The organism is Mycobacterium sp. IDR2000157661 (assembly GCF_022317005.1).
Classification (GTDB): domain Bacteria; phylum Actinomycetota; class Actinomycetes; order Mycobacteriales; family Mycobacteriaceae; genus Mycobacterium.
The window spans coordinates 2,296,766-2,321,184 of the sequence record NZ_CP081006.1 but is presented as its reverse complement, the minus strand read 5'-3'; the positions used below and the strand labels follow the sequence as shown (position 1 = coordinate 2,321,184).

The following is a 24,419-nucleotide window of genomic DNA, read 5'->3' as shown; positions in this document are numbered from 1 at the left end:
CTTCCCCGGCGAGCCTGCGGCTAGGCGCTGAGCACCCCGTCGAGGGCGGAGTAGAACAGGCCGAGTCCGTCGTCGGACGGGCCCGTCAGCGGCTCCGTGGCGTGCTCCGGGTGCGGCATCAGTCCGACCACCCGTCGGTTCGCCGAGGCGATCCCGGCGATGTTGCGCTGTGAGCCGTTGGGGTTGTCGCGGTAGCGGAACACGACGCGACCTTCGGCCTCGAGTTCGTCGAGCACGGCATCCGACGCCTGGTAGCGGCCCTCGCCGGACTTCAACGGCACCAGGATGTCGGCGCCGGCCTGGTACCGTGACGTCCACGCCGTCTCGTTCGACGCCACCTGCAGCCACACGTCGCGGCAGACGAAGTGCAGTCCGGCGTTGCGGGTCAACGCCCCCGGCAGCAGACCGGCCTCGCACAGCACCTGAAAACCGTTGCAGATGCCCAACACTGGCATGCCCTGCTCTGCCGCCCGCACCACCTCACCCATGACCGGGGCGAACTTCGCGATCGCCCCCGCACGCAGGTAGTCACCGTAGGAGAACCCGCCGGGCACCACCACGGCGTCGACCTTCTTCAGGTCGGCCTCGGCGTGCCACAGGCTCACTGCATCGGCACCGGCCAACCGGACCGCCCGCGCGGCGTCGACGTCGTCGAGCGTGCCCGGGAACGTGATCACGCCCACACGTGCGGTCACGCCTCGTTCCCCGCCGGTTCCCGGCTCACGCTCCAGTCCTCGATCACGGTGTTCGCGAGCAGCGATTCAGCGATCTCAGCGAGGGTGTCGTCGTCGATGCTTTCATCGACTTCGAGTTCGAATCGCTTGCCCTGCCGCACATCTGAGACACCATCGAAGCCGAGCCGACCCAGTGCGCCGACGATCGCCTGCCCCTGCGGGTCCAAGATCTCGGCCTTGGGCATCACGTGCACCACCACCCTTGCCACGGCGTTCACTGTACCGCCGCGGTGCGCCCGCGCGACTCACCGGCACGAACCGAGGTAGGCGCCGCACAGCGGAGCGGCCATTGCGTCGAACACCCGATCGTCGGCCACCGGTGGCCAGGGCACCTCCGCGGGCAGCGGCGACCAGAGCGCGAGTTCCACCACCGATCCGCTGTCGGGATCGCCGAGCAGGTACTGATGCACGACCTTCGCGCCTGCCACGCTGATGACGGCCGCGAACCGTTCGGGCTCGGCGGTGGTGAGCGACGGCGACACCAGTGGTGCGGTCTGCTGACATCCCCGCAGCCGGGTCCGAGCGTCGCTGACCACCGTCCGGACGATCGGCCCGGTCTCGGTGGTGGGCCCGCGCCAGTGCAGCACCTGCGCCTGCATCTGCCACTGCCCCGCCCGGGTGATCACCTCAGCCTTGGCGGCGACCACGTATTCCCGCGGATCGTCCGGCACAGGCGGCGCCGCGCAGACTTCCTCGAAGGCGAACCTCGGCGCCGGGGCGGTCACGGCCAGACCGGCCAGGCCCGGCCAGCGGTACACCTCGTAGAGCGGGATCTCGGTCGGTGCGATCCAGGCCGCGTCGGGGATGGCATCACAGATCGGCGGACACACGCCGGGCACCGCAACGACCGTCGGTCCCGGCACGACGGCCAGCCCGAACGCCGCCATGGCCACCGCGATGATCAATCGCACGCAAACCCCCTGATACCGCCCCCGCGCCGCCACAATATAGGTATGCAGCTGACCCATTTCGGCCATTCGTGCCTACTGGCGAGTTTCTCCAGTGATTCCGCCGACGACGCCACCATCCTGTTCGACCCGGGTATCTTCTCCCACGGCTTCGAGGGCATCACCGGGCTGTCGGCCATCTTGGTGACCCATCAGCATCCCGACCACGCCGACACCGACCGACTGCCCGCGCTGCTGGACGCCAACCCGCAGGCCGAGTTGTACGCCGACCCGCAGACCGCGGCACAACTGGGCGAGCCGTGGCGAGCCGTGCACGTCGGCGACGAGTTCACCGTCGGTCATCTGACGGTCCGCGGCGCGGGCGGCAGGCACGCGGTCATTCACCCCGAACTCCCTGTCATCGACAACATTTCGTATCTCGTCGGCGACGGCACCCATCCGGCCAAGCTGATGCATCCCGGCGATGCGCTGCACACTCCCGGAGAACCGGTCGACGTGCTGGCCGCCCCGGCCGCCGCGCCCTGGATGAAGATCTCCGAAGCGGTCGACTATCTGCGCGCGGTCGCGCCGACGCACGCCGTGCCAATCCACCAGGGAATCATCGACCCCAGCGCCCGCGGCATCTTCTACGGCAGGCTGACGGAGATGACAAATACCGACTTCCGGGTGCTCGAGCAGGAGAACGACACCGAGTTCTGACCCGTCAGGCCGTGGCCCGCGCCGCCGCCCGGCCCGCCGCCCGACCGGAGAACACGCAGCCGCCGAGGAAGGTGCCCTCCAGCGAGCGGTACCCGTGTACGCCGCCCCCGCCGAAACCGGCCGCTTCACCGGCGGCGTACACCCCGTCGAAGACACTGCCGTCGGCCTTGAGCACCCGCGCGTCGAGATCGGTCTCCAGCCCGCCCAACGATTTTCGCGTCAGGATGTGCAGCTTGACGGCTATCAGCGGCCCGGCCTTGGGATCGGTCAGCCGGTGCGGGGCGACGACCCGACTGATCTTGTCCCCCAGATAGTTTCGCGCCACCCGGATCGAGGCGATCTGAGTGTCCTTGGTGAACTTGTTGACCACCTCCCGGTCGCGGGCCGTGACCTCGGCCGCCACGGTCGCGTAGTCCAGCGGCAGCACGTCGGGAACCGCGTTCATGGCCGACACCAACTCCCGCAGCGTGTCGGCGCTGACAAAGTCCACCCCGCGGTCGACGAAGGCCTGCACGGGTCTCGGCGCCCCGGCCCGCACGCGGCCCAGCACGTCACGAATGCTTCGGCCGGTGAGGTCGGGATTCTGCTCCTGGCCCGACAACGCGAACTCCTTGGCGATGATCCGCGCGTTGAGAATGAACCACGTGTAGTCCTGGCCGGTCTGCGAGATGTATTCCAGCGTGCCCAGTGTGTCGAAGCCCGGGTACAGCGGCGACGGCAGCCGGTTGCCGTTCGCGTCCAGCCAGAGCGACGACGGCCCGGGCAGGATGCGGATGCCGTGCAGTGGCCAGACCGGATCGTAATTGGTGATGCCCTCGGTGTAGTGCCACATCCGGTCGCCGTTGATCACGCGCGCCCCGGCGGACTCGGTGATGCCGATCATGCGGCCGTCGACGTGGGCGGGCACTCCGGACAGCAGCTGCTCAGGGACCCGCCCCATCCGCTTGGGCCAGTTCTTCCGCACCAGTTCGTGATTGCCGCCGATGCCGCCACTGGCGACGATCACCGCCTGTGCCCGGAACTCGAACTCGCCGAGGCTTTTCCGCGAGGACGCCACCCCGCGGGCCGCGTCGGAGGGCTCGAGCACCGCGCCCCGGACCCCGACCACGGCGCCGTTCTCGACGACCAGCTCGTCGACGCGGTGCCGGTGCGCGAACTCGGCGCGGCCGAACAGCCTGCGCGCGAAGATGTCGACGATCGCCGGACCGGTGCCCCAGGTGATGTGGAAGCGCGGTACCGAGTTGCCGTGTCCGCGGGCGTCGTAACCGCCCCGCTCGGCCCAGCCGACGATCGGGAAGGTCTGCAACCCGCGCTCTCGCAGCCAGCTGCGCTTCTCACCTGCGGCGAAGTCGACGTAGGCGTGCGCCCACTGACGCGGCCAGTGGTCCTCCGGCCGGTCGAAGCCGGCGGCTCCAAGCCAGTCCTGCAACGCCAGTTCGTGGCTGTCCCGGATACCCAGCCTGCGCTGTTCGGGGCTGTCGACGAAGAACAGCCCGCCGAAGGACCAGAACGCCTGACCACCGATGTTGTTGGCGTTCTCCTGGTCGACGATCAGCACGCGCCGACCTCGTTCGACCAACTCGCAGGCCGCGACCAGACCGGCCAGGCCGGCACCGACGACGATGACGTCGGCTTCGCGCACGCGGGGAGCACCATGATCATCTGCCATGGCCGCCACGTTAGCGGCCTGCGGTCAGGCGGCGTCTGTCAATGCGCGCGACGGACTCCAGCGGTATACGCCGGCCGTGCACCGATGCATCAGGGCGAGGTCGACGGCGTCGAGCATGGCCTGTCGCGGCCCGGGCTTGCGCAGGTGCCGTGCCGCCACCGCGACGCGGACGATCCCGTCGCGTCGGGCGGTGCGCTCGGCGGAGAGCACCAGTGTCCGGCACCACCACGGCTCGCTGAGGAACCCTTCCCCGATGCCGAGCACGCGCGACCGCAGCGTGGTGCGCCGGACCAGATCGGTGATCTCACCCAGCGCGGCGAGCAGGCGAAAACCGTTGCGCGGCAACGCTGTCACCGTACCGGGGGAAACGGTCCAGCCGGGTGCGGCGAACAGCGGGGTGCGCAGCCCCAGGTGCTCCATCACCCGGTCGGCTGCCATGAGCCGCAGGTTGGCCTCGTGGGCCTGCAGTGTCGCGAACTCGCCACGTCGCTTCTTGGTGGCGGCTTCGTCGAAGCCGTGCAGCACGATCGCATCGCCGGCGTCACGTCTGCCGCTCAGCCAGTCCACCGTTACCGGGTCGTCGTCGAGCCGGTAGCCCCCCTTGATCCTCGGCGCCACCAGGAACGACACCGGAACGTCGCGGGCCTCGAGTTGCGTGCGGAAGTCCGCGACATCGGGCAGCGTGCGATCGCTGATCCCGGAGATCGAGACGATCAATTGTCCAGCCACACGACACAGTATGGCAACGTCAGGTGTCACAACGGTTTACAACACGTGGTCACCAGTTGGCCATCTCGTGCTATCGCGTCAGCACACCCTCGATGGCCTCGATCACCTCGGGGGCATCGGGTTCGGTGCGCGGGCGGAACCGCTTGACCACGGTTCCGCCGGGTGCGAGCAGGAACTTCTCGAAGTTCCACTGCACGTCACCGGCCTGCCCGCTGTCGTCGGCGGTCTTCGTCAACTCCGCATACAGCGGATGGCGGCCGGCCCCGTTGACGTCCACTTTCTCCAGCAGCGGGAACGTCACGCCGTAAGTGGTGGAGCAGAATTCCTGAATCTCGGCGGCCGTGCCCGGCTCCTGACCCATGAACTGGTTGCACGGCACACCGATCACCGTCAGTCCGCGGTCGCCGTAGTCCTCGGCCAGCCGCTCGAGGGCGGTGTACTGCGGCGTCAGGCCGCATTTCGATGCGACGTTGACCACGAGCGCGGCGCCGTCGGCCAGCTCCCCCAACGTGGTGGCGCGGCCGTCGAGGGTCGTGACGGCGATGTCGGTCAGCGGTGTGTCGGTCATGAGTTGCCACGCTACCCGCTGTTGAAGAGCATGCCCGCGACGCGGTCGACGGTCGCGATCGGATCACCGTCGGTGTCGATGGCGCGGTTCAGCCACAGTAACGAAAAGCCATGCACCAGTGACCATGCCGCCAGGGAGGCGGCCTGCGGGTCCTCGACGGCGCGCGGGTCGTCGAGCGTGCCGACACCACGGAGGAGTTCGGCCCCTGCGGCCTGCTGGGCGGCCACGAGTTCCGGGTTGTCCGGGTCGACGAGCGAGCGGTCGAACATCACCGCGTAATGGCCCGGATGGTCGAGCGCGAAACCCACATAGGCCAGCGCGGCGTTGATGAACTCCGGCCGGGCGCCGGCGAGCGCCGTGGCGAGCCTGCGCCAACCCTCGGCCGCGAGCGCGGTGAACAATCCGCGGCGGTCGGAGAAGTGGTGGGCGGGCGCGGCGTGCGACACCCCGGCCGACCGCGCCAGTTCGCGCAGCGAGATGCCGTCGGCGCCGCGTTGGGCCACCAGATCGGCCGCCTCGGCGAGGATGACGGTCTTGAGGTCACCATGGTGGTACGAACGTCGACTCATCAGGCGATCCTACCCCGCCATCTTGACACTGCCTAGATACCGGCTACGCTGGATCTTGTCATTGCCAAGATAGCCGCCCTCATTACCGGAAGAAGTGATGTCCATGCCCACCCTGCCCTGGGCCACGCCGACCGCCGAGGAGTCCGGTTACGTGCCACAGACGCTGGTGATGGCGTCGCGCTTCGAGCTGAGGCGATGCCGGGATGTGCCCGCATTCCTGTTGGCAGCGATGAGGATTCGCCGCCAGATGCTGAAATCACCCGGCGTCGTCGGCGTATCTCTGATCGCGCAACCGCTACGAAGGACCTTCTACACGCTGTCGGCGTGGCGCGATCGCCGGGCTCTGGACTCGGCGGTGGCCGCACAACCTCATGCCGCGACGATGGCCGGGTTCCGAACGAGGATGGCCGATTCGCTGTTCACGTTCTGGGACCACCCTGGCGGTCCGCCGCCGGACTGGGCGGAGGCCTTTCAGCGACTCGACGCCGTGGCCCGAGCCTAGGGGCGGAGTTCGCGGTCGGCCTTGGCGGTGTCCAGTATCCAGGCGTACTGGAACGCGACTTCCTTCCAGCGTTCGTAGCGTCCGCTGATGCCGCCGTGGCCCGCACTCATCTCGGTCTTGAGCAGGACCGGATGGCTGTCGGTCTTGGTGTGCCGCAGCGCCGCAACCCACTTCGCGGGTTCGACGTAGTAGACCCGGGTGTCGTTCAGCGACGTCATCGCGAGGATCGCCGGATACGCCTTGGCCTCGACGTTCTCGTACGGCGAATACGACTTCATGTAGGCGTAGACGTCGCTGTCGGCCAACGGGTTTCCCCACTCGTCCCACTCGGTGACGGTCAGTGGCAGCGACGGGTCGAGGATGGTGGTCAGCGGGTCGACGAACGGCACCACGGCGAGGATGCCGGCGAACAGATCGGGTGCGGCGTTGGCCACCGCACCGACGAGCAGACCGCCTGCGCTGCCGCCATGGGCGACCAGGTTCTCGGGCCTGGTGATGTCGGTCTGCACGAGATGCTCTGCGACGGCCACGAAGTCGGTGAAGGTGTTCTTCTTGTCCAGCATCTTGCCGCACTCGTACCACGTCCTGCCCAATTCGCCGCCGCCACGCACATGCGCCACGGCGAACACCATGCCCCGGTCCAGCAGCGACAGTCGCGCGATGGAGAACCGCGGGTCCTCGCACATCTCGTAGGCGCCGTACCCGTAGAGCAGTGTCGGTGCCGGATACTGCAGCCCGATCCTGTGCACGATCGAAATCGGCACCCGTGCGCCGTCGGGCGCCACCGCCCAGTCGCGGCGCTCCACGTAGTCCTCGGGCCGGTAGTCGCCCAGAACCGGCTGCTCGCGCAGCAGGGTCCGCTCGCCGGTGGCCAGATCGACGTCGTAGATGCGCACGGGCGTGATGTACGACGTCGCCCCGATCCGCAGCTTCGGCGAGCTCCAGTTCGGGTTCGCCGACAGGCCCGCGGACGTCAACTCCGAGTCGAAGGTGAAATCCTGCGGACGGCCGTACTCGCCCGTCGGATAGACGGGCCACAGCTGGATTCTCGGCAGCGCCTCGCTGCGGTATCCCACCACGAGATGGCCGTCGAACGCGTCCACCGAGTCCAGACGGACATCCTCGCGGTGTTCGATCAGGGTTCGAATCGCGGTCGGGTCGCCGACCGGCGCCTCGACGAGGGTGAAGTTCTCGGCGCCGTCGTTGTGCAGGATCAGGAACCGGTCCTCGCCGCCCACCACGGCATGCTCGACGGAGTACTCGACGAGGTCGCGGCGCGGCCAGACGACGTTGAACTCCGCGTCGGGATCGGTCGCGTCGCCGTAGCGCATCTCCGAGGTGACGGCGCTGCCTGCGGCGATGACGATGTACTTGTCGCTGCGCGTGCGGCCGACGCCGAGCCAGAACCGTTCGTCGGGTTCGTGGTAGACCTTCTGCGCGGACAACCCGGCTCCGAGGCGATGCCGCCAGATGGTGTCCGGACGCCACGCCTCGTCGAGGGTGGTGTAGTAGACGGTGTGATTGTCGGCCGCCCATGTCGCGCCGGAGCCGATACCGACGATCGTGTCGTCGTACAACTGGCCGGTGCGTAAGTCCTTGAACCGCAACGTGTACCGTTCGTCGCCCTTGACGTCCTCCGAATACGCCAGCACGTTGCCGTCCGGGCTGACCGAGGCCGCCCCCAGTGAGAAGTAGTCATGTCCGTCCGCCTCGACGTTCTCGTCGAGAAGCACCTGCTCGCCAGGAATCTCGGTGTGCTCGTCGAGCACCGGGGGCGCCCAGTCGTCGGGATCGGCGACGGGACAGCGGCAGTGCACGCTGTACTGCTTGCCCTCGAAGCTGCGGCCGTAGTACCACCACGATCCCCGTCGGATCGGCACCGACAGGTCGGTCTCCTTGGTGCGGGCCTTGATCTCGTCGAAGATCGTCTGCCGCAGATCGGCCAGGTGCTCGGTGACGCGCTCGGTGTAGGCGTTCTCCGCTTCGAGGTGGGCGATCACCTCGGGGCTGGACTTGTCGCGCAGCCACTCGTACGGATCGACGAATACATCGCCGTGATGTTCGCGCCGGACATCGATGCGTTTGGCCTTCGGCGCCGCGAAGGCGACGACATCCGATGGCGGGGCTTCTCCGCTCAATTCCCTATCCAATCGCTGAACTTCAATCCCGAGATGCGCTCATAGGCCTCGATGTAGCGTGACCGCGTCGCCTCGACGATGTCCGGCGGCAGCGGGGGCGGTGGCCGGTCGCCATAGCGGTCCCAGCCGGAGTCCGGGCTCGTGAGCCAGTTGCGGACGAACTGCTTGTCGAAGCTTTCCTGCGTGACGCCTTCCTGCCAGTTCTCTGCGCGCCAGTACCGGCTCGAGTCAGGGGTGAACACCTCGTCGGCCAGGCACAGGTCACCGTCTTCGCCGACGCCGAACTCGAATTTGGTGTCGGCGACGATGATGCCTCTGGTGAGCGCATGATCGGCGCCCTGCGTGTAGATCTGGATGGTCCGCTCGCGCAACCGGTTGGCCCGCTGCTCGCCGATCAGGTCGACCACCTCGCTGAACGAGATGTTCTCATCATGCTGTCCCAGTTCGGCTTTCGTCGCCGGGGTGAACAGCGGTTCGGTGAACCTGCTGGCTTCCACCAGGCCCGGGGGCAGAGCGATGCCGCACACCTTTCCCGTCTTCTGGTAGTCGATGAGTCCCGAGCCGGTGAGGTAGCCCCTCGCGACGGCCTCGATCGGAAGCATCTCGAGTTCCTGCACCAGCAGCGCGCGGCCCAGCACCTCTTCGGGGATTCGCGGATCGTCTGGTGGGCCGGCCAGATGATTCGGCGCGTCCACGAAGTCGAAGAAGAACACGCTCATGGCGGTGAGGATGCGCCCCTTGTCGGGAATCTGCGAGTCGAGGATGTGGTCGTACGCCGAGATGCGGTCGCTGGCGACGAACAGGAGCGTCTCGTCGTCCACGCGATACAGTTCGCGGACCTTGCCGCTGGCCAAATGCCGGTAATCGGACAGAGCGGGGCGCATCGGGCCAGCCTATCGGGCAGCATCGAAGCCATGACTTCGCGGTTTATCCCCTACGCCACCAGGCCGTCGCGGTTGCTTGGCCAGATCGTCAGCGACATCGTCATCGCCGTGTGGACGGTCATCTGGGTCTTGGTGGGCATGGCCGTCCATTCGGCCGTCTCCGCGATCGCCGACGTCGGCAGGCGGGTGCAGGCCGGCGCCGACGGCGTGTCCGACAACCTCGAGAGCGCAGGCGAACGCACCGACGACCTGCCGCTGATCGGTGATTCACTCAGCTCGCCGCTGCGCGCGGCGAGCGAGGCCGCGCTCGACATCGCCGGGGCCGGCGAGAACCTCGCCAGCACCGCGTCGTGGCTGGCCTGGGTGCTGGCACTGGCGGTGGCCGCGCCGCCGATCCTGTTCGTGGGGATGCCTTGGCTGTTTCTGAGGGTTCGGTTCGCCCGCCGCAAGTGGACGGCGATCACACTGGCCCGCACACCGGCCGGGGAACAACTGCTGGCGCTGCGCGCGCTGGCCAACCGGCCACTTGGCAAGCTCGCGGCGATACACGACGATCCCGTCGGGGCGTGGCGCGTCTCCGACCTGGACGCCATTCGCGGACTGGCCGCCCTCGAACTGCACGCCGCAGGCGTCCGCCGCCGCACGTGACCGCGCTTCACGTGGCTTGACCTGACGGAGTATCCGCAGCGGGTGATCGCCGAGATCGCCGCAGCCACTGGACAGCCACGATGACCCACGCCGCCGAGGCAATCCATGCGAACACCAGCGACACCTCGACGAACCACGGCCAGCCCGTCTCCACCGCCATCGCGTAGGTCGCCGAGGAGTACATGCCCAGCGGGAACACCGTCGGCCACCCGATGCCGGCGAAGCGCCGCACCGCCACATACACCAGCGGCGCCAGCCACACCGTGGCTGCGACCCAGGTCACCAGCGTCACCGTCCGGACGGCGTCGGCGAACGGGCCGGGCGGCAGCAGGCGGTGCAGGTGGTCACCGGCGAGTGTCGCGATCGCCGACCCGCCCATCAGGATCCAGCTGTCCGGCTGGGCAAGGTCGATGCGGCCGACGATCAGCAGCGTCATGAAGACGTACACGCCGATCCCCAGCGCCCAGAACGCTGTCGCCCAGAACGCGATTTCGAGGTCGGCGAACACGATCGCCAAGCCGGACGTCGCCACCGCCGCCAACTCCCAGCTCCCGCGGGCATCGCCGCCCAGTTGCCCGCGGTGCCGCCACATCGACCGAACCACCAACGGCGCCAACGACAGCCAGCCCTGCAACGCCAGGCCCGCGGCCGCCCACAGCACGATCCGATGCTCGTCGAACCGCGTGCCCAGGACCGCACACGCGGCGACGTAGGTGAACAGCGGCAGCGCCACGGTGTGGTCCCCCACATCGAAGTGCCAGCGGCGGGCCGTCAGGTACATCAGCACCGGTAGACCGAAAGCCGCGACCACCCCGAAGAACACGCTCACCCAACGCAGCCCGTGATCGTCGGCGGCGAACGAGACGATGGCGGTCGCCATCACGAACGCGAACGCATCGGGCCTCACGGCGCGAAGCTCACCGCAGCTCGATCACCAGATGCCGGATGCCGGTGTGCCGGTTGCTCCGCGTCCATTCCACCGGTTTGACCAGCGTCGCCGACGAGAACCGCGACAACAGCTCCTCGAAGAGCACCCGCAGTTCCAGCCGCGCCAGGTTGGCGCCCAAGCAGTAATGCACCCCTTGGCCGAAGCCGAGGTGCGGGTTGGGCTTTCGGCCGACGTCGAACACATCGGGCTGGGCGAAAACAGCGCCGTCCCGGTTGGCCGACCCTTCCCAGACCTGCACCTTCTGGCCCGCCTCGATAGGGCAACCGCCCAGCACGACATCGCGGGTGGCGGTGCGCCGCTTCGACGGTGAGGGCGACGTCCAGCGCACCATCTCCTCGACGGCCGACGGCAGCAGATCGAGATCCTCCCGCAACAAGGCCATCTGCGAGGGGTTCTCGATCAGCGCCAGCAGTCCGCCCGCGACGGCGTTGCGCGTCGTCTCCGCCCCCGCGCTGAACAGCAGGCTGAAGAACAGATAGAGCTCGACTTCCGAGAGTTCACCGTCGTCCACCGACGCGTTGGCCACCACCGACAGCATGTCGTCGGTCGGCGACGCCCGCTTCGCGGCGATCAACTCCTGACCGTAGGTGTACATCCGGGACGCGGCTTCTTGGGCCGACAGTTGCCCAACGGCGGCCTTACGCGACGCCCCGAAGTCGAACTGCGGCTCGATGGCGTGGAACAACCAATGCCGTTCGGACTCCGGCACTCCCAACAGGATGCAGATCATCTGCATCGGGAGCTCGGCGGCCACGTCCACCAGGAAATCAAAGGGCTGGAACGGCTCGACCCAATCCAGCAGTCGCCGGGCCCGCGCCCGCAGGTCGTCTTCGACCCGCCGGATCATCCGCGGCGTCAAGCCCGAGCTCACCAACCGGCGAATCTGCGAATGCCGCGGATCGTCCATCATGTTGAGCACCTGGCCGGCGACGGCGAGGTCCTGCAGCAGTGTGCCGCCATACGGACGGGAGCCGCCGGTCACCGACGAGAAGGTCTCCGGATCACGGAAGACGGCAAGGGTTTCGGCGTATGTGGCGACCGACCAGAACCCCTCGCCGTCGGGTGTGTTGGCGGTCGGCTCGTGCCAGTACACCGGCGCCTCACGCCGGTGCACCGCGAACAGATCGTGCGGAAAGCCGTTCGCGAAGTTGTCCAGATCGGTGAAGTCGATCGCGGCGAGCGTCACAAGATGGCACCCGAGGTGTACTTGGCCGCCTCGGGATAGCGCGCGACCAAGTCGTCGACGGCCCCGACGACGCGGTCCACCTGGTCACCGGCCGCACCCGTGAACGCCTGCTTGTCCGCCAGTGCCGCATCGAGTGCCGGACGGTCCAGCGGCAGCCGCGGGTCGGCCGCGAGCCGATCCAGCAGGTCGGGTTCCCGCCCCTTCTCGCGCATCGCCAGCGCGACCGCCACGGCGTGCTCCTTGATCACCTCGTGCGCCGTCTCCCGGCCCACGCCGGCGCGCACCGCGGCGATGAGTATCCGCGTCGTCGCCAGGAACGGCAGATAGCGGTCCAACTCGCGCTGAATCACCGCCGGGTAGGCGCCGAACTCGTCGAGCACGGTCAGGAACGTCTCGGTCTGGCCGTCGATGGCGAAGAACGCATCGGGCAGCGCCACCCGGCGCACGACGGAGCAGAACACGTCGCCCTCGTTCCACTGCGCCCCGGCCAATTCGGCCGTCATCGACGCATACCCCCGCAGCACCACCTGCAGGCCGTTGACCCGTTCGCAGGACCGGGTGTTCATCTTGTGCGGCATCGCCGACGAGCCGACCTGTCCGGGCGCGAAGCCCTCGGTGACCAGTTCGTGGCCGGCCATCAGCCGGATCGTGTGCGCCAGCGACGACGGTCCGGCACCGACCTGGACCAGCGCTGAGACGACGTCGTGATCCAGTGAACGGGGGTACACCTGCCCGACGCTGGTGAAAAGCTGGGTGAAGCCGAGGAATTCGGCGATCCGACGCTCCAGGTCGGCCAGCCGCGACGCATCTCCGTCGAACAGATCGAGCATGTCCTGTGCGGTGCCCATCGGGCCCTTGATGCCACGCAGCGGGTAGCGGTCGATCAGCTCGCGGAGCCGCTGCAAGGCGATCAGCATCTCCTCAGCCGCCGAGGCGAAGCGCTTCCCCAGCGTCGTGGCTTGGGCGGCGACGTTGTGGCTGCGGCCGGCCATTACCAGATCGCGGTAGCTGATCGCGCGCTCGGCCAACCGGGCCACCACCGCGACACCGTGCGCGTGCACCAGTTCCATCGAACGACGGATCTGTAGCTGCTCGACGTTCTCGGTCAGGTCGCGGCTCGTCATGCCCTTGTGCACGTGCTCGTGGCCGGCCAGCGAGTTGAACTCCTCGATGCGCGCCTTGACATCGTGGCGCAGCACCCGCTCACGCGCGGCGATCGACGCCGAATCGACCTGGTCGAGCACCCGTTCGTAGTCGGCCACCACCGACGGGGAGACATCGACACCCATCTCCGCCTGCGCCCGCAGCACCGCCAGCCACAGCCGGCGCTCCGCGACGACCTTGGCCTCCGGCGACCAGATGGCCACCATCTCCTCGCTGGCGTACCGATTGGCCAGCACGTTCGGGACCGTCACGAACACAGAGCTTACGGCCCCCATCGGGCACAGTGGCCGTATGCACTTCGTTGGGCTGGACCTGGCCTGGGGCGAGCGGGGACGGACCGGAGTGGCCGCAGTCGACTCCGCAGGCCGACTGCGGCTCGTCGACACCGCGACCGACGATGCCGACATCCGAGCTGCTATCGCGCCGTTCACCACCGGCGACTGCGTGGTCGCCATCGACGCACCGCTGATCGTCGCCAACCGCACCGGGCACCGTCCCGCCGAGGCGGCCTTCAACCGCGACTTCGCGCGGTTCCACGCCGGTGCGCGACCGGCATTCTCCGACCGACCCGAACTCGAGCACCCGCGCGCCGCCCGGTTGGCCGACGCGCTGGGACTCGACATGGATCCCGAATCGACCGGCCGACGCCGCGCGATCGAGGTGTACCCGCACCCAGCCACCGTGGTGTTGTTCGACCTCGACAAGACGCTGAAGTACAAGCGCGGCGCATTGGACGCACGCAAGCGCAATCTGCTGACGCTGATCGACCTCGTCGAGCGACTGGAGGCGGCCACCCCACCGATGTTCACGGCGGGCACGCCGGCGTGGGACCGGTTGCGCGAGCGGGTGACGGCAGCGACCCGGCCCAGCCAACTCGACCGCGACGAGGATCCCGTCGACGCCGTCATCTGCGCCTACATCGGCTCGTTCCGGCACCACCGGCCGGAGGACGTGACGACCTACGGCGACTTCGCCACCGGCTATCTGGTCACGCCGACGCTGCCGTCGGGGCGGAGACTCAGTCCGGCGACTGCGCCAGATGCGTCGGGTCGATGATGCCCTGCTTGATCCCGAGTTGCTTGTTGATCGCCGCCGTGATCGCGTACAACACGATGCCGATCACCAGCAGGATGCCGGCCAGCAGGTACTGGGTGCCGGGTCGTCCCGACAGCGGTGTCACGAGATAGGCCGATGTGAGGAAGCCGATCACCGGCAGCACCGTCGGCGTCTTGAAGTGTCCGCCCTCGGCACGGACGTCGCGACGCAACACCAGCACCGCGACGTTGACCATCGCGAACACCGCCAGCAACAACAGTGACGTGGTGCCACCGAGAACCGACACCGCGGTGCTGCTGGCGAACACCGACACGTAGAAGATCAGGCCGAACGCGACCACCGTCGTGAAGATGATGGCCACCCACGGTGTGTGGCGCGTCGGGTGCACCGAGCCCAGCACCGGTGGCAGCACGTGCTGGCGGGCCATCCCGTAGATCAGCCGACTCGCCATCAGCATGTTGATCAGTGCGGTGTTCGACACCGCGAACATGGTGATGAACGGGAAGATCTCGTCGATCGGCAGTCCCGGTGCCGCCGCTCGGACCACGTCGACCAGTGGCGTGGAGCTCTCCCGGAGCTCCCCGATCGGAACCAGGGCCACCGCGATGATCGAGATGAGCACGTAGACGATGCCGGCGATGGTCAGCCCGCTCAGCAACACCTTCGGGAAGATGCGCACGGGGTCCTTGGTCTCCTCGGCCATGTTGACCGAATCCTCGAAGCCGACCATCGCGAAGAACGCCAGCGATGTCGCCGCCGTCACCGCCATGAAAGTGCTTCGGTCCCCTTCGCTTTCGAACATCACGGTGCGCGAGAAGTCGACGTCACCGCCCTGGGTGAACGCCCACAGTCCGACGAGGATGACGATCGTCAGGCCGGTGATCTCGATGATGGTCAAGCCGACGTTGAGCTTTACACTCTCGCTTATGCCCCGCAGGTTGATCAGTGCCAGACCTGCCATGAAGGACAGCGCCACAGCGGTGATGCCGACTTTGCCCCAGTCCAGGCCGAAGCCCTCGATCAGGTTGTCCCCGAACGCTCGCGAGGCCGTCGACGCCGAGGTGATGCCTGAGCTCATCACAACGAAGGCGACGATGAAAGTGAAGAACTGGACACCGAAAGCCTTGTGCGCGTAGAGCGCTGCGCCCGCGGCCTGGGGGTACTTGGTCACCAGTTCCAGGTAGGAGAAGGCCGTGATGGTCGCGATGGCGAAGGCCAGCAGGAAAGGCAGCCACGCCGCGCCGCCGACCTCGCCGGCCACCTGACCCGTCAGGGCGTACACCCCGGTGCCGAGGATGTCTCCGATGATGAACAACAGCAGCAGACCGGGACCCATGACCCGCCGGAGTTCCGGCTGCTTCTCCTCAGTGTCCGGCGTGCTCATCCCCATCCTCGGCTCGTCGTGAAGCGCTCATCGCCCGCCCTCGGGCCTAGACCTGCGCCACTCGGTCGTCGATCGGTGCCAACACGTCTATCACGTCGATCAACGTCGCGCGCGCCGTGGCGCGCGGCCCGTCGCCGTTGTCCACCAGCGCCGCCACCACCGCGCCGTCGACGGCGTTGACCAACGCCGTGAGGAAATCGGCTCGCACGGACCGACCCGAACGCTCGACGACTTCGATGACGGCGTCGGTGCGCTGACGCAGTATCCGCCGCTGGATATCGCGCAGCATGGGATGGCGCGCGCACGCGATGTAACGCTCATAGCGGGAGATCAACTGCTCGCTGACCTGTTGTCCCACCACGTCGTCGACCAACAGGTCGACGAGGATGTCGGCCGTCGACTCCGCGCCGCGGCGGCGCCGCGACAGCATGGAAACCCGCACCCGCAACTGCTCGGCCTCCCGCTCACCGATGTGCTCGACGGCCTTGGCGACCAGGTCGTCCAGCGACGAGAAGTAGTACGTCGTTGACGCCAGCGGCAAGCCCGCTCGGCGGGCGACGGCGCGGTGCCGGACCGCGTCGAAGCCGCCTTCACACAGCAGATCGGCGGCGGCGCTGACCAGCGCGTACCGTCGACGTTCTCCCTTGGGAGTGACCGCTGCCGTCACCTTTAGCATGCTGCCAGTCGGGCGGGTTCGGCATACGGCTTTCGGCAATCATGGGGCCATACCCAGGCAACTCGGCGCAGGCGCGGCCGGAGCCGATGGCATGATGGCCGCCATGCCGCACCTGAGTCGCCGTTCCCTGCTGCGGCTCGGCGTGGGCGCGGCGGCGGGTGCCGCGGCGCTGCGGATCGCACCGCCCGCCCCAGCAGCCCCTGCCGCACCAACTTTCGTCGGGGGTGCGTTCGTTTCGGCGGCGCGCGGTGGCGCGACGACCAATTGGGCGATCGCCCGCCCGCCGGGTCAGACCGTTCCGCTGCGTCCGGTCATCGCGTTGCACGGCAAGGGCCAGGACGCGGCGGGCGTGATGGCGGGCGGTGTCGAACATGGCCTGGCCGACGCGGTCGCGGCGGGACTGCCGCCGTTCGCCGTGGTCGCCGTCGACGGCGGTGGAAGCTACTGGCACAAGCGCGCCTCCGGTGAGGACTCCGGCGCCATGGTCCTCGACGAACTGATCCCGATGCTGCGGGCAGAGGGTCTGGACACGTCGCGGGTCGGTTTCCTCGGCTGGTCTATGGGCGGTTACGGCGCACTGCTGTTGGGCGCTCGGCTCGGTCCGGCGCGTACCGCCGCCATCTGCGCCGTCAGCCCTGCACTGTGGACGTCGTCGGGAGCGGCGGCCCCCGGCGCGTTCGACGGCGCGCAGGACTACGCGGCCAACAGCGTCTGGGGATTGCCCGAGCTCGGCTCGATTCCGATCCGGATCAACTGCGGCACAGAGGATCCGTTCTATGCAGCGACGAAGCAGTTCGTCGCACAATTGCCGAACCCGCCGGCAGGCGGGTTCTCCCCCGGTGGCCACGACGGTGGCTACTGGAGCTCGCAACTGCCTGCCGAGATCGCCTGGCTGGCACCGCTGCTGGTCGCCTAGGCGTCAGACCGAGATCCGGCCTTGCGCTGCGGCCTGACCGATGTCGGTGCGGAAGTGACTGCCGGGCAGGCGAACAGACTTGATCAGCCGATAGGCCTCCTCGCGCGCGGCGGACAGATCGGCGCCGGTGCCGACCACCGACAGCACCCGTCCGCCCGAGGACACCACCGCGCCGTCGTCGCGCCGCGTGGTGCCCGCATGCAGCACCCCGTCGGTCTCGGATCCGGTGATGACGTCACCCACTCGGGGCCGACCCGGATAGTTCTCTGCGGCCAGCACCACGGTCACCGCCGCCCCGTCGCGCCAGCGCAACGGTTCCTCGCCGGCCAGGTCACCGATCGCCGCGGAGTACATCAGCTGTCCCAGTGGCGTCTCGAGCAGCGCCAGCACCGATTGCGTCTCGGGATCGCCGAAACGACAGTTGAATTCGACCACCGCCGGTCCCTGCGAGGTGATCGCCAATCCGGCGTACAGCAGGCCGGAGAACGGGCAACCTCGGCTGACCAGTTCGGCGGCAACCGGTTTGACGATGTCCTCGACGATCTGGGTGACGAGCCGGTCGGGCAGCCACGGCAGCGGCGCATACGCGCCCATCCCGCCGGTGTTGGGGCCGGAGTCGTTGTCACCGACCCGCTTGAAGTCCTGCGCGGCCAGCAGCGGCACCACCGTCTCGCCGTCGACGACACAGAACAGCGACACCTCGGGACCGTCGAGGAACGACTCGAGGAGCACGGGATGGCCGGAGTCGAGCAGGCCCGCGGCGTGTGATCGTGCGGCATCGCGGTCGGCGGTCACCACCACGCCCTTGCCCGCCGCCAGTCCGTCGTCCTTGACCACCCAGGCGCGGTCCCCCGCCGGCGGCCCGAACCGGTCGAGCGCGGCGTCGAGGCGGGCCGGGTTGTCGACGATCTCGCTCGTGGCGGTACGGACGCCCGCCGCGGTCATCACATCCTTGGCGAACGACTTCGACCCTTCGATGCGCGCCGCCTCTTTGGTGGGACCGAAGCAGGCGATCCCCGCCTCGCGCACCGCGTCGGCGACCCCCAGCACCAGCGGCACCTCCGGCCCGATCACCACCAGGTCGGCTTCGATCCGCTGTGCCAGCTTCGTGACGGCCTCACCGGAGGTGATGTCGACGTCGTACTGATCGGCGACGGCCGCGGTCCCCGCGTTGCCCGGAGCGACGGCCAGCGACTCGACTTCCGGATCACGACGCAACGCCAACAACAGCGCGTGTTCACGGGCTCCGGATCCGATCACCAGGACTCGCACAAGGGCCAACCCTAACGCCAAGCCGACCGATCGAATCAGGCCATACACTTGACAAGACACTGTATGGTCAAATGTATGACGCAGAGCACATGTCCGTTCGGCCCCCGGTTCGACTTCACCGACCCCGAGGTGCTGCTGCACGGCATTCCCGTCACCGAGTTCGCCGAACTGCGCAAGACCGCGCCGGTGTGGTGGAACGAGCAGCCCCCGGGAGCGACGGTGTTCGACGACGGCGGCTACTGGGTGGTCAGTCGCCATGACGACATCAAGTCGATCTCACGGCACAGCGACCTGTGGTCGACCAACCGCAAGGGCGCCGTGATGCGCTTCCCCGAAGGCATGACCGCCGAGCAACTCGACCTCACCAAGGCGCTGCTGATCAACCACGACGCACCCGAGCACACTCGGCTGCGGAAGCTGGTGTCACGGCTGTTCACCCCGCGCGCTGTCGCGGCGCTGGAGGAGAGGCTGGCGGTCGCCGCCCACGACATCGTCGCCGCTGCAAGCGAGAAGGAGTCCGGCAATTTTGTCGATGACGTTGCCATGCGGTTGCCGCTGCTGGCCATCGCCGACCTGATCGGAGTGCCGGAGGGCGATCGCGAAAAGTTGTTCAGTTGGACCAACTCGATCATGAACACCGACGACCCCGACTACGACTCGGATCCCACCACCGCCAACGCCGAGCTGATGGCCTACGCGTACGGCATGGCCGAGGAACGCCGCCGCTGCCCGGCCGACGACATCGTCACCCGGCTCATCGAGGCCGACCTCGAGGGCGAGAAGCTCGAGGATGTCGAGTTCGCGTTCTTCGTCATCCTTCTCGCGGTCGCCGGAAACGAGACCACGCGCAACGCCATGACCCACGGCATGAATGCGTTCTTCGAACATCCCGATCAGTGGGAGCTGTTCAAGCGCGAGCGCCCGGAGTCCGCCGTCGACGAGATCATCCGCTGGGCCACACCGGTGCACTGCTTCCAGCGAACGGCGCTGACGGACGTCGAGATCGGCGGGGTCACGATCCGTGAAGGCCAGCGTGCCGGATTGTTCTACAGTTCGGCCAACTTCGACGAGGACGTCTTCGAGCACCCCTTCCGGTTCGACGTGCTGCGCAACCCGAACCCGCATCTGGCGTTCGGCGGCAACGGCGCGCACTTCTGCATCGGCGCCAACCTGGCCCGCATGGAGATCAAGCTGATCTTCAACGAGATCGCCGAACAGATTCCGCACATCGCCAAAGTGGCCGAGCCGCAACGGCTCCGGTCGGGATGGATCAACGGCGTCAAGGATCTGCAGGTCTCCTATCGCGGCTGAGTAGGATTGCGACGTGCGCACTCACGGTTGGTCCGGGTCGGCGCCGGCCACCGACGAGGAGGCCGTCAACCGGATTCTCGACGCCGCGGGCGGGGCCATCGACGCGCGCGGCGCGGACTTCTCGATCACCGACGTGGCCCGCACGCTGGGCGTCACCCGCCAGACGGTCTACCGCTATTTTCCGAGTACCGACGCGCTGCTGCAGGCGTCGGCTCAGCGTGCCGCGACCGGCTTCCTGGACCGGCTGGCGGCGCACCTTCAGGGCGTGACCGACCCAGAGGACGCCGTCGCCGAGGGCATCGCCACCGCGCTGGAGTGGCTGCCAAGCGACAAGCACATCGGTCTGCTGCTGATGCCGGGGCGGGCCAGCGCGTTCAGCCATACCGTCACCTCCGATGTCGCGCTGCGGTTCGCCAATTCGATGTTGCGCCGGTTCGATGTGGACTGGGAGGCGCTAGGCCTGTCCGACGCCGACCTCGACGAGCTAGCGGAGCATCTCCTGCGAATCATCCAGTCGTTCATCATCGATCCGGGCCGCCCGCCGCGCCGGGGTACCGAGTTGCGCGATTATCTGCGGCGCTGGGTGGGTGCAGCGGTGGCCCCGAAAATTGCCGCCAACCCTGCCGGTTGACCAGCCTTAGACTCCTCAACGTGGGTGTTCTGGAGGCGTTCCTGACAACGTGGGAGCTGGCGCGGAGCACGTTCGGGGAGGGGACCCCGCGGGGCGGCGACGACTTCGACGAGAGCACCCGATTTCGGCGGTTGCAGAGTGAGCTCCAAACGGCAGGCCCGACGCCGGATTGGACCGGTGCGGCCTCAGACGACTATGCCGAAGCCAACCGACGACAGAGCGGTGCGCTGGGCGCGATGGCGGATCTGGACGAGCGGCTGAAAGCCGAGATCGACCGGTCCGCAGCCGTGGTGTCGGCCGGCCGACGCGACCTCGATGCGGTCAGGCAGTGGGTGGTCGACGCCGCCTCCAGCGTGCCGAGGACCCCACTGGGTGAGCGGATGCTGCTGCCGGTGGTGAGCAAGGGCGCAGGCGAAGTCGCCGAGATCATCCACCGCTCGAATGCCGACCTGGATGCCATCGCCGGCCGCATCCGCGCACTCGGCGATGAGTACGGCGAACTGAACCCGCCTGAAGCGGAAGGCGACTGAACCGACTCCGTCACAGCACCGTCAGCGGCAGCGACTTGCGGTCCTCGAACACCCACGATGCTCCACCGCTGACCTTGGTGACCGACACCTCGGAGAATTCCTCGGCCTCGGTGTCGGTTTGGACGACCCGAGCGGTCCAGTCCTCAGCGACTCCCGAGACGTCCACGTCGAGATGCCTGTCCACCGCGGCGACGGCCGCTTGCAGTGGGCGCCGTTCGTCCGGCGTCACCAGCGACACCCATGCACCGTCCTCGTGCGCCGGCGAGCGTCGCACATGCACGACGTCCGGGCCGAACTCGGCGTCGACATATGCCGCCGGGTTGAGCATGGGATGTAACCGCATCGTCCGCACCGCGCCCTCGATGCCACCGGGCAGGTGCAGGGCACGGTGGATCCGCTCGGCGGCGATCCCGGCCAAGCCGATGAGCTGCTTGGTGCAGATCTCCTTGGCCAGTTCCACGTCGGTGCCGGCCCGCTTGCCGACGGCGATGACGAACGACAAGTTCAGCAGGTGCATCTGCAGGCAGACCTCGTCAGCCATGCGCACCAGCGCCGAATGCGAGTACGCCGCGAAGTCGAAGTCCGACACCAACGCGCCCGAGTAGTCCGACCGGCCCTCGCCCGACGGGTCGATCGGATCCAATTCCGTTCGGGCAGCGCGGGTCCGGCCCACCACCTCGAGCACCGGGTGGTCCGGGACCTCCGGATGTGACTCGTCGATGACCACCGTCCATGCGCAGTGCGGATGACGGTCGGCAGGCATGCGGGGCGGGCGGTGGATCGGCCGGATCTGGGCTCTGCGGTTCGTCGCGACGGCGGTGGCGTCGAAGGTCGGATCCTCGATGTCGTGGCACATGCCACGCACGTACTCCTCGCCCATCGGTTCCACATCCAGCAGCGCGCCGCAGTGATCCAGATGGAACTCGCCGTGCCACCGGTCGTGCACGGTGTACCGGAAATCCATGAACTGCGGCGGTGCGCCGATGTCGAGCTGCAGGCCCTTGAAGATGGTGATGACGTCGACGCCCTCGTACTTGAGCGCCTTCTGCATGCGCCTGGTGTAGATCGGGCTGGCGCCCATCCATTCCTCGATAGCGATCTGCAGCATCTCGCTACGGCCGAAATTGCTGATGCACCAGGCCATTCCGGAGCGGTCGATCAGCTGGCCGATGAGCAGCAGCTCCGGGACCAGCTTCGCCAGTTCCTCGCGCGACAGCTCGGCGTACCTACTTGTCATCGAGGCTGCTTCCCGAGTGCATGTTGAGCGCCGCGTTGACGTTGGCCTTCTTGTCCTCGCCTGAGCCCTTCTCGGCGGCCTTGCGGCGATTGTTGATCACCTTCGTCGCCACCCCGTCGAGCTTTGAGCCCAGCGGGAAACCCAGATAATGGGTGAGGAAGATGGCCATCTCCTTGAGCTCGTCCTCTGTGATCTCCCCGTTGGCCAACGCGGCATTGGCCTGGATCTCGGCCAGATCCGATATCCCCAGCGCCGTGACCACGGTCAGCGTCATGATCCGCTTGTCGCGCATCGACAGACCCGGCCGCGACCAGATGGTGCCGAAGAGATGGTCGGCGGTCAGCGCGAAGTAGTCGCCCGGCATGTCGGGCATCTCCCAGCCGTAGACCTCGTTCATCTTCTCGAGGCCCTTGCGGCGCAACTCGTCCATATCCTTCTTCCTCCTCGCGTGCGAAGTCGGCTACTCCTTCGCGTGCGGCACACCGAGTCCGGCTGCCAGGTTCTTCAGCGCGACCTCGGCGAGCGGAAGCTCGACGTCGCTGTCCTTACCGAGTTCCAACGCCAGGCTAAGGTCCTTCTCTCCCAGCCCGCGGGTATGGGTGAACGCGTCATAGAGCCAATGGTCGGGCGTCAGCTGCGCGGTGTCCTCGCGCACGATGATCGCGCCGGGACCGCCGCTCTGAGCATCGCTGTGCCGCACCACCTTGCCGAGCGTCTGCAGGTTCAAGCCGGCCGCCTCGGCCAGCTTCATCGCCTCACAGGCCGCGGCGTAGGAGGTGAACGTCAGCATGTTGCGTGCCAGCTTCATCCGCGTGCCCGCACCCGGCGCACCGGCATGCACAACCATCGAGGCGAACTGCTTGAACGCCGGCTTGATGCGCTCGTAGACGTCCCGCTCTGCGCCGACCATGACCGCCAACTCGCCCTTCTCAGCGGCGGCGCCCCCTCCGGTGACAGGTGCGTCGACGATGTGAATCTCCTGCCCACGCAACTGTTCCGAGAGCTCGACCGCGGTGTCCGGGCTGATTGTCGAGTGAATCGCGATGACGGTGCCGGGTTCGGCATGTGAGGCGAGCTCGCCGACCACCTCGCGGACCTGAGCGTCGTTGAGCACCGTCACGCTGATGATGTCGGCGGACGCCACGTCGGCGACATTGTCGGCCAGCAAGGCACCCACCTCGGCCAGCGGCGTCATCGCCTCGGTGCGCACGTCGAACACGATCAGGCCGCCCGGCCAGTCCACCATCCGCTTGGCCATCGGCGCACCCATGTTGCCGAGGCCGATGTAGCCGAGCTTGACGTCACTCATGAGCGAATGATCTGTCCGCCGTCGACATTGAAGATCTGGCCGGTGATCCACTTGGCCTGATCCGACAGCAGGAACAGGCACATGCCGACCAGGTCCTCCGGTTGGCCCATGCGCGACAACGGAATTCCCTTGACGATATCGGCGACCATCTCCTGCGGCGTGGTGGTGCGGTTGGCCTCGGTGTCGATGGGCCCCGGCGCGATCGCGTTGACGCGGATGTTCTGCCCGCCGAGCTCGGTGGCCAGCTGCTGGGTGAGGCCGTTGATCCCGACCTTGGCCAGGCCGTAGAAGTTCGAGTACAGCCAGGCCGCGGTGGAGGACTGGTTGACGATCGCCCCGCCGCCGCGCTTGGCCATCTTCTTGTACACCGCGCGGGTGCACACCAGCGCGCCGTCCATGTTCACGCTCATGAACTTCTTGTAGTAGTCCCAGTCGACGGTGATCAGGAAGTCCAGCTTCATACCGCCGAAGATGGCGGCGTTGTTGACCAGGTAGTCGATGCCGCCGAACTCCGAAAGTGTCTGCGCGGCCATGTCCTTGGCTGAATCCGGGTCCGACACGTCGACCCGCACGGCCAGCGCATTGCCGCCCTCACCCTTGATGCCGTCGACGACCTTCTGTGCGCCCTCGGTGTTGATGTCGGCGACGACGACGGCCGCCCCCTCGCGGGCCAGCGCCTCGGCGTATGCCTGACCGATGCCGCCACCGGCACCGGTGACGATCGCTATCTTGTCCTCGAACTGCCCCATC

Annotated in this window: 27 protein-coding genes; 8 read left to right on the top strand and 19 right to left on the bottom strand. The window is 67.7% G+C overall.

Annotated elements, in window-relative coordinates:
- Positions 1-20: 20 nt before the first annotated feature.
- From purQ to K3G64_RS12370, 3 genes are read right to left on the bottom strand one after another with little or no spacing between them, the layout of a single operon-like run.
- Positions 21-695: a phosphoribosylformylglycinamidine synthase subunit PurQ gene (purQ, locus tag K3G64_RS12380; protein ID WP_238950162.1), complete on the bottom strand. Its 675-nt coding sequence runs from the start codon at positions 693-695 to the stop codon at positions 21-23.
- Positions 692-943: a phosphoribosylformylglycinamidine synthase subunit PurS gene (gene purS, locus K3G64_RS12375; protein WP_238950160.1), complete on the bottom strand. Its 252-nt coding sequence runs from the start codon at positions 941-943 to the stop codon at positions 692-694. Before purS ends, purQ begins: the two co-directional genes overlap by 4 nt.
- A 36-nt stretch (positions 944-979) precedes the next feature.
- Positions 980-1,645 (bottom strand): ATPase, encoded by a 666-nt coding sequence (locus K3G64_RS12370; RefSeq protein WP_238950158.1) that lies wholly within the window; start codon positions 1,643-1,645, stop codon positions 980-982.
- A 42-nt stretch (positions 1,646-1,687) separates the two neighbouring features.
- Between K3G64_RS12370 and K3G64_RS12365 the strand changes: the two genes are divergently transcribed.
- The gene (locus tag K3G64_RS12365) at positions 1,688-2,341 is read left to right on the top strand and encodes an MBL fold metallo-hydrolase (protein WP_238950156.1); all 654 of its coding nucleotides are present in this window, start codon (positions 1,688-1,690) and stop codon (positions 2,339-2,341) included.
- 4 nt (positions 2,342-2,345) lie between these two features.
- Here K3G64_RS12365 and K3G64_RS12360 read toward each other — a convergent pair whose 3' ends face one another.
- The 4 genes from K3G64_RS12360 to K3G64_RS12345 all read right to left on the bottom strand — a co-directional run bounded on the left by K3G64_RS12360 (position 2,346) and on the right by K3G64_RS12345 (position 5,876).
- Positions 2,346-4,010, bottom strand: coding sequence for an FAD-binding dehydrogenase (locus K3G64_RS12360; RefSeq protein ID WP_238950154.1), 1,665 nt, complete (start codon positions 4,008-4,010; stop codon positions 2,346-2,348).
- A 24-nt stretch (positions 4,011-4,034) separates the two neighbouring features.
- Entirely contained in the window at positions 4,035-4,739 is a 705-nt protein-coding gene (locus K3G64_RS12355) for a DUF2334 domain-containing protein (RefSeq protein ID WP_238950152.1), read from the bottom strand.
- A gap of 70 nt (positions 4,740-4,809) precedes the next feature.
- Positions 4,810-5,307 carry a glutathione peroxidase gene (locus K3G64_RS12350; protein ID WP_238950150.1) on the bottom strand — a complete coding sequence of 166 codons (498 nt, stop codon included), beginning with the start codon at positions 5,305-5,307 and terminating at the stop codon, positions 4,810-4,812.
- An 11-nt stretch (positions 5,308-5,318) separates the two neighbouring features.
- Positions 5,319-5,876: a TetR/AcrR family transcriptional regulator gene (locus tag K3G64_RS12345; protein ID WP_238950149.1), complete on the bottom strand. Its 558-nt coding sequence runs from the start codon at positions 5,874-5,876 to the stop codon at positions 5,319-5,321.
- Positions 5,877-5,979: 103 nt separating this feature from the next.
- Here K3G64_RS12345 and K3G64_RS12340 point away from each other — a divergent pair, with 103 nt between their 5' ends.
- Positions 5,980-6,378 carry a hypothetical protein gene (locus K3G64_RS12340; RefSeq protein WP_238950147.1) on the top strand — a complete coding sequence of 133 codons (399 nt, stop codon included), beginning with the start codon at positions 5,980-5,982 and terminating at the stop codon, positions 6,376-6,378.
- On the opposite strand, the gene K3G64_RS12335 is transcribed toward K3G64_RS12340, so the two are convergent.
- Positions 6,375-8,516 carry a S9 family peptidase gene (locus K3G64_RS12335; protein ID WP_238950145.1) on the bottom strand — a complete coding sequence of 714 codons (2,142 nt, stop codon included), beginning with the start codon at positions 8,514-8,516 and terminating at the stop codon, positions 6,375-6,377. The two genes, K3G64_RS12340 and K3G64_RS12335, sit on opposite strands and share 4 nt — an antisense overlap.
- The gene (locus K3G64_RS12330; RefSeq protein ID WP_238950144.1) at positions 8,513-9,400 is read right to left on the bottom strand and encodes a phosphoribosylaminoimidazolesuccinocarboxamide synthase; all 888 of its coding nucleotides are present in this window, start codon (positions 9,398-9,400) and stop codon (positions 8,513-8,515) included. The genes K3G64_RS12335 and K3G64_RS12330 overlap by 4 nt, the downstream gene beginning before the upstream one ends.
- Before the next feature lie 30 nt (positions 9,401-9,430).
- On the opposite strand from K3G64_RS12330, the gene K3G64_RS12325 reads away from it, so the two are divergent.
- Positions 9,431-10,048: a hypothetical protein gene (locus K3G64_RS12325; protein ID WP_238950143.1), complete on the top strand. Its 618-nt coding sequence runs from the start codon at positions 9,431-9,433 to the stop codon at positions 10,046-10,048.
- A gap of 7 nt (positions 10,049-10,055) precedes the next feature.
- Here K3G64_RS12325 and K3G64_RS12320 read toward each other — a convergent pair whose 3' ends face one another.
- Genes K3G64_RS12320 through purB form a run of 3 tightly spaced genes read right to left on the bottom strand, consistent with a single transcriptional unit; the run spans position 10,056 to position 13,598 of the window.
- On the bottom strand, positions 10,056-10,955 hold the full coding sequence (locus K3G64_RS12320) for a tellurite resistance/C4-dicarboxylate transporter family protein (RefSeq protein ID WP_305071286.1): 900 nt from the start codon (positions 10,953-10,955) through the stop codon (positions 10,056-10,058).
- Between the two features lie 10 nt (positions 10,956-10,965).
- Complete coding sequence (locus tag K3G64_RS12315) at positions 10,966-12,183, bottom strand: cytochrome P450 (protein WP_238950142.1); 1,218 nt, start codon at positions 12,181-12,183, stop codon at positions 10,966-10,968.
- On the bottom strand, positions 12,180-13,598 hold the full coding sequence (purB, locus tag K3G64_RS12310) for an adenylosuccinate lyase (protein WP_238950141.1): 1,419 nt from the start codon (positions 13,596-13,598) through the stop codon (positions 12,180-12,182). Before purB ends, K3G64_RS12315 begins: the two co-directional genes overlap by 4 nt.
- Before the next feature lie 40 nt (positions 13,599-13,638).
- Between purB and K3G64_RS12305 the strand changes: the two genes are divergently transcribed.
- On the top strand, positions 13,639-14,403 hold the full coding sequence (locus K3G64_RS12305) for a DUF429 domain-containing protein (RefSeq protein WP_305071285.1): 765 nt from the start codon (positions 13,639-13,641) through the stop codon (positions 14,401-14,403).
- Here K3G64_RS12305 and K3G64_RS12300 read toward each other — a convergent pair.
- Positions 14,366-15,787, bottom strand: coding sequence for an APC family permease (locus tag K3G64_RS12300; RefSeq protein ID WP_238950140.1), 1,422 nt, complete (start codon positions 15,785-15,787; stop codon positions 14,366-14,368). The two genes, K3G64_RS12305 and K3G64_RS12300, sit on opposite strands and share 38 nt — an antisense overlap.
- Positions 15,788-15,833: 46 nt before the next feature.
- Positions 15,834-16,463: a TetR/AcrR family transcriptional regulator gene (locus K3G64_RS12295; RefSeq protein WP_238950139.1), complete on the bottom strand. Its 630-nt coding sequence runs from the start codon at positions 16,461-16,463 to the stop codon at positions 15,834-15,836.
- Between the two features lie 91 nt (positions 16,464-16,554).
- Here K3G64_RS12295 and K3G64_RS12290 point away from each other — a divergent pair, with 91 nt between their 5' ends.
- Positions 16,555-17,379 carry an alpha/beta hydrolase gene (locus K3G64_RS12290; RefSeq protein WP_238950138.1) on the top strand — a complete coding sequence of 275 codons (825 nt, stop codon included), beginning with the start codon at positions 16,555-16,557 and terminating at the stop codon, positions 17,377-17,379.
- A gap of 3 nt (positions 17,380-17,382) precedes the next feature.
- Here K3G64_RS12290 and purD read toward each other — a convergent pair whose 3' ends face one another.
- Complete coding sequence (gene purD, locus K3G64_RS12285) at positions 17,383-18,651, bottom strand: phosphoribosylamine--glycine ligase (RefSeq protein ID WP_238950137.1); 1,269 nt, start codon at positions 18,649-18,651, stop codon at positions 17,383-17,385.
- A 75-nt stretch (positions 18,652-18,726) separates the two neighbouring features.
- Here purD and K3G64_RS12280 point away from each other — a divergent pair, with 75 nt between their 5' ends.
- The 3 genes from K3G64_RS12280 to K3G64_RS12270 are packed head-to-tail and all read left to right on the top strand — an operon-like array spanning position 18,727 to position 21,123.
- Entirely contained in the window at positions 18,727-19,962 is a 1,236-nt protein-coding gene (locus K3G64_RS12280; protein ID WP_238950135.1) for a cytochrome P450, read from the top strand.
- Between the two features lie 13 nt (positions 19,963-19,975).
- Positions 19,976-20,593: a TetR/AcrR family transcriptional regulator gene (locus tag K3G64_RS12275; protein ID WP_238950133.1), complete on the top strand. Its 618-nt coding sequence runs from the start codon at positions 19,976-19,978 to the stop codon at positions 20,591-20,593.
- A gap of 20 nt (positions 20,594-20,613) precedes the next feature.
- On the top strand, positions 20,614-21,123 hold the full coding sequence (locus tag K3G64_RS12270; protein WP_238950131.1) for an EspA/EspE family type VII secretion system effector: 510 nt from the start codon (positions 20,614-20,616) through the stop codon (positions 21,121-21,123).
- 10 nt (positions 21,124-21,133) lie between these two features.
- Here the strand turns inward: K3G64_RS12270 and K3G64_RS12265 are convergent, their stop codons facing one another.
- From K3G64_RS12265 to K3G64_RS12250, 4 genes are read right to left on the bottom strand one after another with little or no spacing between them, the layout of a single operon-like run.
- Positions 21,134-22,360 carry a hypothetical protein gene (locus K3G64_RS12265; RefSeq protein ID WP_238950129.1) on the bottom strand — a complete coding sequence of 409 codons (1,227 nt, stop codon included), beginning with the start codon at positions 22,358-22,360 and terminating at the stop codon, positions 21,134-21,136.
- On the bottom strand, positions 22,350-22,790 hold the full coding sequence (locus tag K3G64_RS12260) for a carboxymuconolactone decarboxylase family protein (protein ID WP_238950127.1): 441 nt from the start codon (positions 22,788-22,790) through the stop codon (positions 22,350-22,352). The genes K3G64_RS12265 and K3G64_RS12260 overlap by 11 nt, the downstream gene beginning before the upstream one ends.
- A gap of 30 nt (positions 22,791-22,820) precedes the next feature.
- Positions 22,821-23,669, bottom strand: a complete 849-nt coding sequence (locus tag K3G64_RS12255) for an NAD(P)-dependent oxidoreductase (protein ID WP_238950125.1) — start codon at positions 23,667-23,669, stop codon at positions 22,821-22,823.
- Positions 23,666-24,418, bottom strand: a complete 753-nt coding sequence (locus tag K3G64_RS12250) for an SDR family oxidoreductase (RefSeq protein ID WP_238950124.1) — start codon at positions 24,416-24,418, stop codon at positions 23,666-23,668. The genes K3G64_RS12255 and K3G64_RS12250 overlap by 4 nt, the downstream gene beginning before the upstream one ends.
- Position 24,419: the final 1 nt, after the last annotated feature.